The 14,676-nt window shown below is 44.7% G+C and carries 12 protein-coding genes, 1 CRISPR repeat array and 1 riboswitch; of the genes, 4 read left to right on the top strand and 8 right to left on the bottom strand.

The window, feature by feature from the left end; genetic code table 11:
- Positions 1-5: 5 nt before the first annotated feature.
- Together DK415_RS01805 and DK415_RS01800 are read right to left on the bottom strand one after the other, a co-directional pair.
- Positions 6-884 carry an N-acetylmannosamine kinase gene (locus tag DK415_RS01805; protein WP_109432185.1) on the bottom strand — a complete coding sequence of 293 codons (879 nt, stop codon included), beginning with the start codon at positions 882-884 and terminating at the stop codon, positions 6-8.
- A 17-nt stretch (positions 885-901) separates the two neighbouring features.
- A complete protein-coding gene (locus DK415_RS01800) occupies positions 902-1,603 on the bottom strand; it encodes an N-acetylmannosamine-6-phosphate 2-epimerase (protein WP_109432184.1) in 702 nt (233 codons plus the stop codon).
- A gap of 249 nt (positions 1,604-1,852) precedes the next feature.
- On the opposite strand from DK415_RS01800, the gene DK415_RS01795 reads away from it, so the two are divergent.
- The 4 genes from DK415_RS01795 to nagE all read left to right on the top strand — a co-directional run bounded on the left by DK415_RS01795 (position 1,853) and on the right by nagE (position 7,721).
- Positions 1,853-2,839: a sialic acid TRAP transporter substrate-binding protein SiaP gene (locus tag DK415_RS01795; RefSeq protein ID WP_109432183.1), complete on the top strand. Its 987-nt coding sequence runs from the start codon at positions 1,853-1,855 to the stop codon at positions 2,837-2,839.
- A 69-nt stretch (positions 2,840-2,908) separates the two neighbouring features.
- Positions 2,909-4,759: a TRAP transporter large permease subunit gene (locus DK415_RS01790; protein ID WP_109432182.1), complete on the top strand. Its 1,851-nt coding sequence runs from the start codon at positions 2,909-2,911 to the stop codon at positions 4,757-4,759.
- A gap of 163 nt (positions 4,760-4,922) precedes the next feature.
- On the top strand, positions 4,923-6,056 hold the full coding sequence (locus tag DK415_RS01785; protein WP_109432181.1) for an N-acetylneuraminate epimerase: 1,134 nt from the start codon (positions 4,923-4,925) through the stop codon (positions 6,054-6,056).
- 198 nt (positions 6,057-6,254) lie between these two features.
- Positions 6,255-7,721, top strand: a complete 1,467-nt coding sequence (gene nagE, locus DK415_RS01780; protein ID WP_109432180.1) for an N-acetylglucosamine-specific PTS transporter subunit IIBC — start codon at positions 6,255-6,257, stop codon at positions 7,719-7,721.
- A gap of 80 nt (positions 7,722-7,801) precedes the next feature.
- Here nagE and bioB read toward each other — a convergent pair whose 3' ends face one another.
- The 6 genes from bioB to cas2 all read right to left on the bottom strand — a co-directional run bounded on the left by bioB (position 7,802) and on the right by cas2 (position 14,674).
- Entirely contained in the window at positions 7,802-8,806 is a 1,005-nt protein-coding gene (gene bioB / locus DK415_RS01775) for a biotin synthase BioB (RefSeq protein WP_109432179.1), read from the bottom strand.
- A 45-nt stretch (positions 8,807-8,851) separates the two neighbouring features.
- Entirely contained in the window at positions 8,852-9,499 is a 648-nt protein-coding gene (thiQ, locus tag DK415_RS01770) for a thiamine ABC transporter ATP-binding protein (RefSeq protein ID WP_109432178.1), read from the bottom strand.
- The gene (thiP, locus tag DK415_RS01765) at positions 9,483-11,126 is read right to left on the bottom strand and encodes a thiamine/thiamine pyrophosphate ABC transporter permease ThiP (RefSeq protein ID WP_420884502.1); all 1,644 of its coding nucleotides are present in this window, start codon (positions 11,124-11,126) and stop codon (positions 9,483-9,485) included. The genes thiQ and thiP overlap by 17 nt, the downstream gene beginning before the upstream one ends.
- Before the next feature lie 8 nt (positions 11,127-11,134).
- Positions 11,135-12,139: a thiamine ABC transporter substrate binding subunit gene (gene thiB / locus DK415_RS01760; RefSeq protein ID WP_109432177.1), complete on the bottom strand. Its 1,005-nt coding sequence runs from the start codon at positions 12,137-12,139 to the stop codon at positions 11,135-11,137.
- 21 nt (positions 12,140-12,160) lie between these two features.
- A complete protein-coding gene (gene thiD / locus DK415_RS01755) occupies positions 12,161-12,970 on the bottom strand; it encodes a bifunctional hydroxymethylpyrimidine kinase/phosphomethylpyrimidine kinase (protein WP_109432176.1) in 810 nt (269 codons plus the stop codon).
- Between the two features lie 125 nt (positions 12,971-13,095).
- A riboswitch (TPP riboswitch) is annotated at positions 13,096-13,183 on the bottom strand.
- A gap of 47 nt (positions 13,184-13,230) precedes the next feature.
- Positions 13,231-14,189: direct repeats of the CRISPR family, unit length 32 nt; unit sequence GTTTCAACACACAGCCGCCCGAAGGCGGCTGC.
- Positions 14,190-14,380: 191 nt separating this feature from the next.
- Positions 14,381-14,674: a CRISPR-associated endonuclease Cas2 gene (gene cas2, locus DK415_RS01750; protein WP_109432175.1), complete on the bottom strand. Its 294-nt coding sequence runs from the start codon at positions 14,672-14,674 to the stop codon at positions 14,381-14,383.
- Between the last annotated feature and the right edge of the window lie 2 nt (positions 14,675-14,676).

The following is a 14,676-nucleotide window of genomic DNA, read 5'->3' as shown; positions in this document are numbered from 1 at the left end:
TGCTCCTAACGATTAATTTGAGTGAGTGCCCATGCAGCCGCGCCGATAAGTCCGGCATCTTGCCCTAATTGAGCCGCATCCAATGGACAACGATAAATTTCCGGCATTTGCGCCAAATACTGCTTCACCAAAGGCAAATAGCCCTCAGCCAACCCAACGCTACCGCCAATGATCACGTGTTGCACGTCCATACCAATCACTAAATCCGCCACTAAATTGGCAATCGCTTTTGCTGAACGAGACACAAGTGCGGTCGCTTTTTCATCCGTTTTTCTAAAACGGGCAAAGACTTCTTTTGGATCGCAAGGATCATCCCATTGTTTAGAAACCGCTTCAATGGCACGTCCTGATGCGATGGCTTCCACACAACCAACTCGACCACAACCGCACACAGGACCATTTGGATCCGCAACAGTATGTCCAATATGACCGGCAATGCCGTTCGGTTCGGTGAGTAATTGGTGGTTTAAAATTAACCCGCCACCTACGCCGGTAGAGACGGTAATAAAAGCAAAGTTTTGAAGGTTATTTTTATCTTGCAGTTGATATTCGGCATAAGTGGCAGCCTGAGCATCATTCAATAAATACACCGGCTTTGACGTATGCTGAGAAATGCTTTGTTTTAATGGGAAATAAGCCAGTCCGCCTAAATTTTTCGGGTTAAGTGCGGTCAATATTCCTTTATTGATGATGCCTGTGGAGGCAACCGCAACATAATCGAATTGCCCCGCATAATCCGAAAGTAATTGTGCGAGCGTTTGATGCATTGCCTCCACCACATTTTCTTGCGGTGTGTGGATTTGTTGACGTTGTGTCACTTGGTTCCCTGACACAATGGCTGAGGCGATTTTAGTTCCGCCGATATCTAAGGCTAAGCAACGCATCATGTTTCCCCTCTTAATTATTTATTTGCAGAATTAACCGCACTTGAGAACCAGCTTACAATATGTTCTAAACGGGTTAACGCAGAACCTACGGTCACAAAATCCGCACCGATCTCAATGGCGGTTTTGGCAAGTTCCGGCGAGTTGTAACGTCCTTCCGCCATCACTTTGCAGCCTGCGGCTTTCAAATCTTTCACTAATTGATAGTCCGGTTCATCCGGTACAGCACCACCTGTGTAGCCTGACATGGTGCTACCCACAATATCAAAGCCTAATTTTTGGCAGTACAACCCTTCTTCTAAATTGGAACAATCCGCCATGGCAAGACAGCCCATTTCATGAATTTTTTTGACCGCACTTTCAATATCAACAGGGCGCGGACGATTGGTGCCATCCACTGCAATGATATCCGCACCGGCATGCGCTAAATCTTCAATATCTTGTAAAAACGGGGTGATACGTACCGGACTGTCCGGCAAATCGCGTTTAACAATGCCGATAATCGGTACATTGACTGTTGGACGCGTTGCTTTCAAGTTGTCCACGCCTTCAATACGTAGTCCAGCCGCACCACCGACAACCGAAGCCTGTGCCATGGCGGCAACAATTTCCGGCTTATCCATTGGGCCATCATCGACCGGTTGGCAGGACGCAATCAATCCATTTTGAATTTTGGCAAAAACCTCTTGGTGGGATAATTTGTGTTGAGTGAATGACATAAAAACTCCTATTAATTTGCGGCTGCATTTGGCAGTCATTCTTGTCATCGCGCATTATATGATAACAACACTTCATTTTGAAATATATTTTTGAAGCGTTTTTCCAATGATGTGATCTACCTCTCATTTCTGAAATAAAACTTCACAATCTATTTGAAAATGATTTTTTTACTTTAGAATGGTCACCGAGTTGTAATCTAACCATGTTTTTAAACATCAATTAACTTACCACCCTTACAGGAGTAACTTATGAAACTAGCAAAACTTTTCCTTGCTACTGCAATCGCATTAGGTGTGACTTCCGCTGCTAACGCTGCAGAGTATGATTTAAAATTCGGTATGAACGCAGGTACGTCTTCTAACGAATACAAAGCCGCTGAAATGTTTGCCAAAGAAGTGAAAGAAAAATCTAACGGCAAAATCGAAATTTCACTTTACCCAAGTTCTCAATTGGGTGACGACCGCGCCATGTTAAAACAATTAAAAGACGGTGCGTTAGACTTCACTTTTGCTGAATCTGCCCGTTTCCAATTGTTCTATCCTGAAGCAGCCGTATTTGCATTACCTTATGTCATCACTGACTACAGCGTGGCACAAAAAGCGTTATTTGACACTGCCTTTGGTAAAGATTTAATCCAAAAAATGAACAAAGATTTAGGCTTAACCTTATTATCCCAAGCCTATAACGGTACACGTCAAACCACCTCTAACCGTGCAATCAACAGCATTGCCGACATGAAGGGCTTAAAATTACGCGTACCAAATGCGGCAACTAACTTGGCGTACGCAAAATACGTTGGCGCATCCCCAACACCAATGGCATTCTCTGAAGTGTATTTAGCATTACAAACAAATTCCGTTGACGGTCAAGAAAACCCATTGGCAACCGTTCAAGCACAAAAATTCTATGAAGTGCAAAAATACTTGGCAATGACCAACCACATTTTGAACGACCAACTTTATCTTGTAAGTAACGAAACCTTTGCTGAGTTACCGGCTGACTTACAAAAAGTGGTTCGTGATGCAGCACAAAAAGCCGCAGAATACCACACCAAATTATTCGTTGACGGCGAAAAAGAATTAGTGACTTTCTTTGAAAAACAAGGTGTAACCGTAACACATCCGGATCTCACTCCATTCAAAGAAGCAATGAAACCTTTCTATACTGACTTTGTAAAACAAACCGGTGCGAAAGGCGAAGAAGCACTTAAACAAATTCAAGCTGTAAGCAAATAATTCTCTTATTCGTGTGCCTGTTTCGGCAGGCACGCTTTTTCTCTCCTTTATTATTCAACGGAGTTGAATATGAAAATCTTTAATAAACTCGAAGAATGGATCGGTGGGGCATTATTCCTCGTGATATTCTGCATTCTTGTTTTGCAAATTCTATTCAGACAAGCTTTCCACTCCCCATTAATTTGGAGTGAAGAACTTGCCAAATTGCTGTTCGTTTATGTCGGTATGCTCGGCATTAGCGTTGCCGTCAGAAAACAAGAGCACGTTTATATCGACTTCTTGACTAACTTAATGCCACCGGCAGTCAAAAAAATCACCAACACATTCGTACAAATCGTGATTTTCCTCGGTGTGATTTTCTTTATCCACTTTGGTATCAAAACCTATTTAGGTGCCAGTTTCCCGATTGATGCGTTAGGCGGTATTTCTGAAAAATGGATCTATGCCTCCTTACCAATCATTGCCGTATTGATGCTCGTTCGCTTCTTCCAAGCGCAAGCAGACAACTTCAAACAAAACAAAAGCTATTTACCGGCAACCTTCTTTATCGTAAGTGCGGTTGTTTTATTGGGTATTTTATTCCTTGCCCCTGACTGGTACAAAGCGCTACGCGTAACCGAATATGTTAAATTTGGTTCCAATGCAGTCTATGTGGCATTGCTCTTCTGGTTAGTCATCATGTTCTTGGGCGTACCGGTAGGTTGGTCATTATTTATCACTACCCTACTTTACTTCTCCATGACCCGTTGGAACGTGGTGAATGCGGCTTCTGAAAAACTCACCATGAGTTTGAATAGCTTCCCGCTTCTTGCTGTACCGTTCTATATTCTGACCGGGATTTTAATGAATACCGGTGGTATCACCGAACGTATCTTTAACTTCGCCAAAGCCTTACTTGGCCACTATACCGGCGGTATGGGACACGTTAACATCGGTGCAAGCTTGTTGTTCTCCGGGATGTCAGGTTCTGCACTTGCCGATGCGGGTGGTTTAGGTCAATTGGAAATCAAAGCCATGCGTGATGCAGGCTATGACGATGACATCTGCGGCGGTATTACAGCAGCATCTTGTATCATCGGTCCATTGGTTCCACCAAGTATTGCCATGATCATTTACGGTGTTATCGCGAACGAATCCATTGCAAAACTCTTTATTGCCGGCTTCGTACCGGGTGTATTAGTCACCATCGCTCTCATGGCAATGAACTACTACATTTCCAAAAAACGTGGTTATCCAAGAACGCCAAAAGCGACCCGTGAAGAACTTTGCACGTCATTCAAAAGAGCATTCTGGGCAATTTTAACCCCATTATTGATTATCGGCGGGATCTTCTCCGGCTTATTCAGCCCAACTGAATCTGCGGTGGTTGCAGCTGCCTACTCCGTCATTATCGGTAAATTCGTTTATAAAGAATTAACCTTGAAAATGTTGTTCAACAGCTGCGTGGAAGCGATGTCCATTACCGGTGTTGTTGCATTAATGATTATGACCGTAACCTTCTTCGGTGACATGATCGCACGTGAACAAGTGGCAATGCGTATTGCTGACGTCTTCGTCGCGGTAGCGGATTCTCCGTTAATGGTATTAGTCATGATCAATGCCTTGTTATTGTTCCTCGGTATGTTCATTGACGCGTTAGCATTACAATTCCTTGTATTGCCAATGTTAATTCCAATCGCCATGCAATTCGGTATCGACCTTGTGTTCTTCGGTGTTATGACAACCTTGAACATGATGATTGGTATCTTAACGCCACCGATGGGTATGGCATTATTCGTGGTCGCACGTGTGGGTAACATGTCCGTGTCCACAGTAACGAAAGGCGTATTACCATTCTTAATCCCAATTTTCGTTACTTTAGTATTAATAACCATTTTCCCAAGTATCATCACATTCATTCCGAATTTGTTAATACCTTAGGAACCTAAAAGTGCGGTTGCAAAACGCAGTAAATTTGAACCGCACTTTACTTAACCAAAGAGATTACGGTTGCGAACCTGTCTAAGCATCCGTAATTTCAAACATAAAAACCTATTCAAGCCGTTTACGAATAGCAAACAATAACTCAAAAACGAGGTTTATTATGAAATTTCAAAAAACAACATTAGCTGCACTCTTCTTTGCTGCAACCACTTTTGCTGCGACAGCCCAAGCAGCTGCTTATCCTGACTTACCGGTCGGTATTAAAAGCGGTGCCGGTGCGTTAATTGGCGACACTGTTTATGTGGGCTTAGGCACAGGCGGTGACAAATTCTATGCGTTAGACTTAAAAACGCCGAACGCGCAATGGAAAGAAATCGCGGCATTCCCTGGCGGTGACCGTAACCAACCGGTGGCTGCGGCTGTTGACGGCAAATTATATGTATTCGGCGGATTACAAAAAAATGAAAAAGGCGAATTACAATTAGTCAACGATGCTTACAGCTATAACCCGGCTGACAACACTTGGAGCAAATTACCAACCCGTTCACCACGTGGTTTAGTCGGCTCTACCGGTGCATCACACGGTGATAAAGTGTATATCGTGGGCGGTTCTAACTTGTCTATTTTCAACGGTTTCTTCCAAGACACTGTTGCTGCAGGTGAAGACAAAGCGAAAAAAGACGAAATCACCAAAGCGTATTTCGAACAACGCCCTGAAGATTATTTCTTCACAACCGAATTATTAAGCTATGAGCCAGCTACGAATAAATGGCGCAATGAAGGTCGCGTACCATTCTCCGGTCGTGCTGGTGCGGCATTTACCATTCAAGGTGATGATTTAGTTGTCGTGAACGGTGAAATCAAACCGGGCTTGCGTACAGCGGAAACCCATTCCGGTAAATTCACAGCGAAAGGTGTTCAATGGAAAAACTTACCTGATTTACCTGCACCAAAAGGTCAAAGCCAAGATGGTTTAGCCGGTGCGATGGCAGGTTACAGCCACGGTCATTACTTAGTCACCGGTGGTGCAAACTTCCCAGGTTCTGTAAAACAATTCAAAGAAGGCATGCTCCACGCGCACAAAGGCTTGAGCAAAGCGTGGCATAAAGACATTTACACCCTTAACAACGGTAAATGGAAAATTGTCGGCGAATTACCTGCAGGTATCGGTTACGGTGTTGCCGTGTCTTATGACAACAAAGTATTGCTCATCGGCGGTGAAACAGAAGGCGGCAAAGCGTTAACATCTGTTCAAACCATGAGCTATGACGGCAAACAATTAAAAGTAGAATAATCTTCTTTTAGTATCAATTTAACGGATTAAGTGCGCTTGATCCGTTATTTTGTTTTTAACCTGCTTAGCACAACGCTAACAGAGCTGTGATAACTTCACAAATACACGCCTTTTCATTTGAAAAAAGAAATCTGATTACGCTATGCTACGCAGGCCTAAAAAATTATTTTATGGAATCAATAAATTAAAGGAGTTCTTATGAGTATTCTCAGTTATGCCCAAAAAATCGGGCAAGCCTTAATGGTGCCGGTTGCCGTATTACCGGCAGCCGCCGTACTAATGGGGATCGGCTACTGGCTAGACCCGGACGGTTGGGGGGCAAATAGTCAGCTTGCCGCCTTGCTCATCAAATCCGGTGCTGCCATCATCGACAACATGGGCTTATTATTTGCCGTGGGTGTCGCTTTCGGTTTATCCAAAGACAAACACGGTTCTGCCGCTCTTTCCGGTTTAGTGGGGTACTATGTGGTGACCACTCTACTTGCACCGGGTGGCGTGGCACAATTACAGCATCTTGATCCAACCCAAGTGCCTGCCGCTTTCGGTAAAATCAATAACCAATTTATCGGGATCTTAATCGGTGTGCTTTCTGCTGAACTTTACAACCGTTTCTATCAAGTAGAGTTGCCAAAAGCCCTGTCCTTCTTCAGCGGAAAACGTTTAGTCCCAATCGTGGTCTCTTTCGCCATGATTGCACTTTCTTTCATTCTGCTTTATGTATGGCCTTACATCTTCAACGCACTAGTGTCTTTCGGTGAATCCATCAAAGATTTAGGCGCTGTGGGTGCGGGTATTTACGGCTTCTTCAACCGTCTATTAATTCCGGTTGGCTTACACCACGCATTAAACTCTGTATTCTGGTTTGACGTCGCTGGTATTAACGACATTCCGAATTTCTTAGGTGGTGCAAAATCCATCGCTGAAGGCACTGCAACTGTGGGTGTGACCGGTATGTATCAAGCAGGTTTCTTCCCTGTCATGATGTTCGGTTTACCGGGTGCTGCATTGGCGATTTACCAATGTGCAAAACCAAGCCAAAAAGTGAAAGTCGCTTCCATCATGTTAGCGGGTGCATTTGCTTCCTTCTTCACCGGTATCACCGAACCACTTGAATTCTCCTTCATGTTCGTGGCACCGATTCTTTATGTATTACACGCCCTATTAACCGGTATTTCCGTGTTTATCGCAGCGAGCATGCACTGGATTGCGGGCTTCGGCTTCAGCGCAGGTTTAGTGGATATGGTGTTATCTTCACGCAACCCATTAGCCGTTGACTGGTACATGTTATTGGTACAAGGCTTAATTTTCTTCACCATTTACTATGTCGTTTTCCGCTTTGCTATCCAAGCCTTCAACTTAAAAACTATCGGTCGTACCGAAGAAACTGAAGAGCCAAAAGAAGAACAAAGCGAACACAATCACTCTCGTGAAGAAAGAGCGGTTAAATTTATCGACGCTTTAGGCGGTGCCGATAACCTAAAAACCGTTGATGCTTGTATCACTCGCTTACGTTTAACCTTAGCGGATCGTAGCAAAATCGACGAACCACAACTTAAATCCCTCGGCTCCAAAGGTAACGTCAAACTTGGTAACGATGGACTACAAGTGATTCTCGGCCCTGAAGCAGAATTCGTTGCTGAGGCAATTAAAGGACAATTGAAGTAATTTCAAATACCCAAAAAATCCGTAAACAAAAAAAGCCACTTTGAATTCAAAGTGGCTTTTTTATATGTTTCAATTAACCATCAACGCAAATGCTTGTTCTCTTCCGTTTCCGGTTCTAAATCAAGTTTTTCCATCAATAAACGGTCGCCGTCTTCTTCCGGGTTCCCCGTCACAAGCAGTTTGTCGCCGTAGAAAATGGAGTTAGCCCCCGCCATGAAACACATTGCTTGCATTTCTTCGCTCATGCCTTGGCGGCCGGCGGATAAGCGAACGTAACTGTTTGGCATGGTAATGCGTGCTACGGCAATGGTGCGCACAAATTCTGTCCAATCTAGTTCTTCTGCGTCAGCAAGCGGCGTACCTTCAATTTTCACTAATTGATTGATTGGCACGGATTCCGGTTGCGGATCCAAATTTGCTAGGCTGGCAATAAGTCCCGCGCGTTCTTTGCGGGTTTCGTTCATGCCCACAATACCGCCACAACATACTTTCAAGCCGGCTTTGCGCACTTTTCCTAAGGTACTGATACGGTCGTCAAAACGGCGCGTGCCAATCACTTCGCTGTAATGTTCCGGTGCGGTGTCTAGGTTGTGGTTGTAGTAATCCAAGCCTGCGTCTTTTAATTCTTCCGCCATGCCATCTTGCAATAAGCCAAAAGTACCGCAAGTTTCCATCCCCAGTGCTTTTACCGCTTTGATAATTTCCGTCACTTTTGCAATATCTTTCGGTTTCGGTCCACGCCATGCGGCGCCCATGCAGAAGCGACCTGCACCACGCGCCTTCGCGATTTTGGCTTTCGCAACGATGTCTTCCACGTTTAATAACTCTTGATTTTGGACGCCTGTATGATAACGCGCTGATTGCGGACAATACCCACAATCTTCCGGACAACCGCCGGTTTTAATCGACATTAAGGTAGAAAGCTGAATGGCGCGCGGGTTGAAGTTTTTGCGATGAACTTGTGCCGCCCGATAAACTAAATCTAAAAATGGGGTTTCAAATAAAGCTTCTACTTTGCACACCGACCAATATTCTGCGGTTGGATGCGGTGTGATGGAGTAAATTTGTAAGGTACTAGTTGACATAGGTCTCCTTAAGTAAAACAAAGTAAATAAAAAGTGCAGTGCATTTTAAGCGCATTTTTCTTGCTGGCTTATCCGACCATTTTCAATACGAAGCATACGATCCACTTTGCCCGTCAGCTCTGACGGTTGATGGGTCACAAGCAACAATGTTAAGTTTTTACTGTGGCAAAGTTCATCAATCAAATTGAGCATTTCCAGTCTCAACTCCGGATCGAGCGCAGAAAACGGTTCGTCTAACAATAAAATCGGTTTATCACGCAATAAACAACGCGCCAATGCGACCCGTTGTTTTTGTCCGCCCGACAAACTGTTTGGCAGACGGGATAAAAAGGATGTTAATCCTACCGCATCGGCCACCTGTTCGATCTGATCTTGCTCAAGTGCGGTCAATTTTAAGCTTGTTTTTAAGCCCAATGCCAAATTTTGTTGCACGGTTAAATGGGGAAATAAATTGTTCTCTTGAAACAACATGGACACAGGGCGCTCATAAGGCGCACTACAGGTATGATTTTCACCGTTTAACCAAATATTGCCTTGCGTCGGTAACACGAAACCGGCAATTAAATTTAACAACGTACTTTTACCCGCACCGCTTGGCCCGACAATGGCAATACGCTCCCCTGCCGCCACCTGTAAATCAAATGTCATCGGCAGTGCATCATCAGCTAAAAATACGTTATCTAAGCGAATCATGTTGTTCCTTTTGATTTTCAATTAAGGCGAAAATAGCGCCGCATAATAACAGCAAAATACCGGCAGTGACAGCGGCATCTTGGTGACGATAACTGCCTAATTGTTGATATAACAAATGGGGCAACGAGGTGAATTCTTGGTTGCCGAACAACGCAATCGCCGTGAAATCTCCTAAGGAAAGCGCAAATGCCAAGGCAAGCGCATAGTTTATCGGTGTACGAAGTGCATGCCATTCAATCAGACGAAAACGTTGCCAGCCGACAATCCCAAGGGAGTTACACAAACGTTCGTAATACAACATATTGTTATTGAATGGTTCAGTCAAAATGCGCAGTACGAAAGGCATAGCACTCAAGGCGTTACACGCAACGACAATGGCAAATAAATAGGCATTGGTAAAATCCACGTCACGCAACAACAAAAATAACCCCATCGCCAACACCAAAATGGGAATCGCCAAAATCACCATGCCGGCATTGAGAATAAACTGTGCTGTTTTCACATAATAAAGCCATTGCAAACGGCGGGATAATAACAATAACGCCACCGCCATGAGCAACGCCAGCAAGGCGGACGCGGGCGCGATGGTTAAAGAATAGGTTAAGGCTTTCCACAGCTGTGGATTTTGCCACGCTGTCAGCCATTTTCCGGATGTCAGCGCGCTAAACAAAATATTTAACAACGGCGATAACATAAAACACACAAAAACACCGAGCAAAAAAACATGGAAAATTTTGACCGCACTTTTCGGAGCCTCCAGCCAGCGATACGGGCTGCTTAAGGTGGTTTGTGAAGTGGTATTGAACAGGCTGCTAAACATAAATAGCAGCAAGCAAAACACAAACTGCAACAAGGCAAATATCGCCGCTTTCGGTAAATCAAATTCAAATAAAATCGCTTGATAAATTGCCGTTTCCAGCGTGGTATATTGTGGCCCTCCGCCTAAGGTAAGCACCACCGTAAAACTGGTAAAACAAAGCATAAAAATCAAGCTGAAAGTCGGCAATATCTGCCGACGCAGTGCATACCATTCCACCAATCGCACAAAACGCCAACCACGAATATTCAGCTGTGCTGCCAGTTGGTGCTGTTCGTAAGGAATGCTTTCCAAACTTTGTAAAAACAATTTGGTTGCCAGCGGAATATTAAAGAAAAGATGGGCGATTAAAATCCCCGACAAGCCGTAAATGCTGCCCGTCCAAGTGCGGTCTAAAAAATGGAAGAACTGCGCGATCCAACCGGAGGCGCCATAAATGCCGATTAAGCCGAAAATCGCCACCAACACCGGCAACACAAAAGTCAGCGACATGATTTTCAGCAAAAAGGCTTTGCCGACAAATTCCACATAATAAAAAGCGCGAGCTAACAACACCCCGAAGAACAGGGATAACAATGCGGAAAGCAACGCCTGCCCGAAACTAAAAGCAATAACGTGATGCAAATAGCTATCGGCAAAGAACTGTTGCCACTGAAATTCAGTGCCCTGCGCCAACACGGCACGCATGGCGAAGCCATAAAGCAGGGAAATGAGCAAAATGACGCAAATTCCGCCCATATAATGACGTGGGCGGAATTGCGGATTGGAAAACACTAAACGAGTAAACAAGGAACGAGACAACAAAAACACCGTTCAGATTATTGAGTTAATGTGGTTTGCCATTGATGAATCCAACGACGCAACGTTTCCGGAGTAATATTGGATGTATTTAAGAAAGGTTGTTGCAACACCTTTTCTTTTAAAGCATCAAAGTGCGGTTCTACTGGCGCTTGGATTACGGGGAACATCACGTTTGCCGTAACAATGTGTTTTTGCGCTTCCGGCGTCACTAAAAAATTCATGAAATGATCAGCACATTGATTTTTGTGTTCAGCGATTCGCGCCGCCAATTCCACTTGCACCACATTCCCTTCAGTAAAAGCGGTTGCCGCATAATTCTCTTTATTTTCAAATAATTGGTGATATAACGGCGAAGTGGTGTAACTCAATACCACATCGGCTTCCCCTTTCAGGAATGCGCCGTAAGTGTCCGACCAGCCTTTGCCCACAGTAACCGTGTGTTTGGCAAGTTGTTGCCAAGCTTGTGCCACTTGGTCTTCAGGATAAACCGTATTCATCCACACTAATAAACCACGTCCTACGCTGCTGGTGCGAGGATCTTGATAGATCACACGTAAATCTTCCCGCTCTACCAATTCTTTCAGGCTTTTCGGCGGATTTTTCACTTTATTTTTGTCGTAGACAAAGGCGTAAGTGCCGAAATCGTAAGGTAAGAACGTGTTATCCGTCCATTGGCTTGGCAAAGAAAGTTTGCTTAAATCCACGTTATTCGCATCAAATAGATGGCTTTTTTTCGCTTCATCCAACACAAAATTATCCAAGCCCAACAGGACATCTGCTTTGGTTTTATGGCCTTCTAAACGCACACGATTAAACAACGTACCACCGCTTTCAAACGGCATATAATTCACCTTGCAAAACGGAAATTGCTGTTCAAATGCCTGCTTCACTTTCGGGCCGGCACCCCAATCGGACGTAAAAGAATCGTAAGTATAAATATTCACGGTTTCTTCATGATGATTCGCCAATGCGGTGCCGGCGCATAAAGAAAGTGCGGTCAAAATTAACGTTGTTTTTTTCATGTGTCTGTTCCTCAGTATGAATTATGCTTTGTCTTGATAAGCCCAATGATTGGTCGGCCCATATCCATGGCCGATATTTAACGGATGGCTGATTGCCGCCGTAATGTAGTCTTTTGCGGTTTTAATCGCCTGTTCCACAGAAGCGCCTTTGGCGAGTTCTGCCGTCATACAGGCGGAGAACGTACAACCCGTGCCATGCGTTTGCGCTGTCGCATAACGTAGGCTTTCTAATGTAAAGTGCCCTTCAGGGGTAAACACCCAATCGCGGCATACCGCACTTTGTGAATGAGCACTGTGTCCGCCTTTAATTACCACGGTTTTCACACCACGCGTCTGCAAAATTTGCGCCGCTTGTTGCGCTGTTTGATCGTCAATGACCTCCACGCCTGTCAGCGCCTTGGCTTCCGGCAAGTTCGGCGTAATCACATCCGCCAACGGCAATAAAAATTTATTCAAAGAATCGACCGCTCTTTGTTGTAACAAGGGTGCACCGCCTTTGGCGATCATGACAGGATCTAACACCAACGTGCCAAAATGATACTGATTTAATGCCTCAGCAACACATTCAATAATCTCTGCTGTGCCTAACATACCGATTTTAAAGGCGCTAATCGTGAAATCATCAGCAATCGCTTTCAGCTGGCTTTGAATGGTTTGAAGGGGGATGGTGTGAATATCAAAGACGCCTAAGGTGTTTTGCGCCGTGACAGCCGTAATCACCGAGGTACCAAACACACCACGCATTTGAAATGTTTTTAAATCTGCCTGAATTCCGGCGCCACCACCGCTATCCGAACCGGCAATGGTCAACGCTTGCGCGACTTTACTCATAACGCCCTCCGCCATTTACCGGCACAGAACGACAAAAACCATATTGCATCATTGTTCCTTTTTAATGAAAAAAGATAATCAGCAATAATGACGAATGAAGAGAAGTGGAGAAAAAGAAAGGAAGTATGATTTTCTCGTTAGTTTCCTACGTCAGTATTAACTGTATCAGGTTCACGGGTATGATCTCAGCACAAAGCACCCCGACTAATAACGGAGTTCAGTCTATCTATTTTGTAGGGGAAGGGCAAGGGGATTGTAATATATCGACACACAGTCGCCCGAAGGCGGCTGCGTTTTTAATATTGTTTTTTGTATGTTCACTTTCTGTTTCAACACACAGCCACCCGAAGGTGGCTGCTTACAGTATTTATTCTAATCATTAGAGTATCTAGTTTCAACACACAGCCGCCCGAAGGCGGCTGCTCGATTTCTCTGTGTTTGTAATACTAAAAATCAGGTTTCAACACACAGCCGCCCGAAGGCGGCTGCTATAGAAATGGTACATTGCAATACGTTTTGACTAGTTTCAACACACAGCCGCCCGAAGGCGGCTGCCAATGTACTGTTAGTCAGTGAGTTGTGCTTTGTTGTTTCAACACACAGCCGCCCGAAGGCGGCTGCTGGAGAAGAGAGCAGCAATCTCTTCGGGTGAGCAGTTTCAACACACAGCCGCCCGAAGGCGGCTGCACAAGCGAACAGGCGGAGAGAATCCGCCTTATTTAGTTTCAACACACAGCCGCCCGAAGGCGGCTGCTAAAAATGCGCTTGTGGCTTATTTTGCAACAGTAGTTTCAACACACAGCCGCCCGAAGGCGGCTGCACCGCTTTTTTGATTTCTTCGATTTTTTTATCGACGTTTCAACACACAGCCGCCCGAAGGCGGCTGCTCCTATTAGTGTTATTTCAAAAGACTCGATTGCTGTTTCAACACACAGCCGCCCGAAGGCGGCTGCTTCATCACAGATTGATGATGATGTGATTTTAACTGTTTCAACACACAGCCGCCCGAAGGCGGCTGCCGATCGCCCAGAATCAAACTAATGACAGATCAGTAGTTTCAACACACAGCCGCCCGAAGGCGGCTGCTGCCGGAGCAAGCAAAATATGTAAGGATTTCAAACGTTTCAACACACAGCCGCCCGAAGGCGGCTGCGTTTGATAGGGCATTAACTACTCCAGCGAGTTGAGTTTCAACACACAGCCGCCCGAAGGCGGCTGCTCCCTACATAAAAAAGCAAGAAAAATCAGCGGATTAAACACTGCATTTCGCTAACTGATTTTATGATAAGGAGTTTAGTCAGTATAACGATCGCATCACCGTTATACAAATAGATTAACTTATCCAGATTGTTAAAGAAAATAAAGATCGCTATCCCATCAGGGTTTTAATGAGAACAACAGGTTAGCGAGCTAAATGACAAGCACGTCTTTAAATACATCCACTGCCGGTTTTGCCCCATGATGTTCCACTTTATTACGCCATTTACTGCCTAAATGATAAAAGCGTAGGCTGTCACATGTAGGGTCGTAGGTTTCCAACAGTTTGTTTTTCAACATAACCAATTGGTCAGGCGTGACATCGCATTCAAATACCGAATATTGCGCCCGCACGCCGTAATCTAAGCAATGTTTTGCTATGCGGCGCAATCGTGCTTGCCCGTTTGGATCGTCAAAAGAAATATCATAAGTAATCAGCATTAACATAG

The organism is Aggregatibacter segnis (assembly GCF_003130075.1).
GTDB classification, from domain to species: domain Bacteria; phylum Pseudomonadota; class Gammaproteobacteria; order Enterobacterales; family Pasteurellaceae; genus Aggregatibacter; species Aggregatibacter segnis_A.
This window is presented reverse-complemented; position numbering and strand designations above follow the sequence as displayed.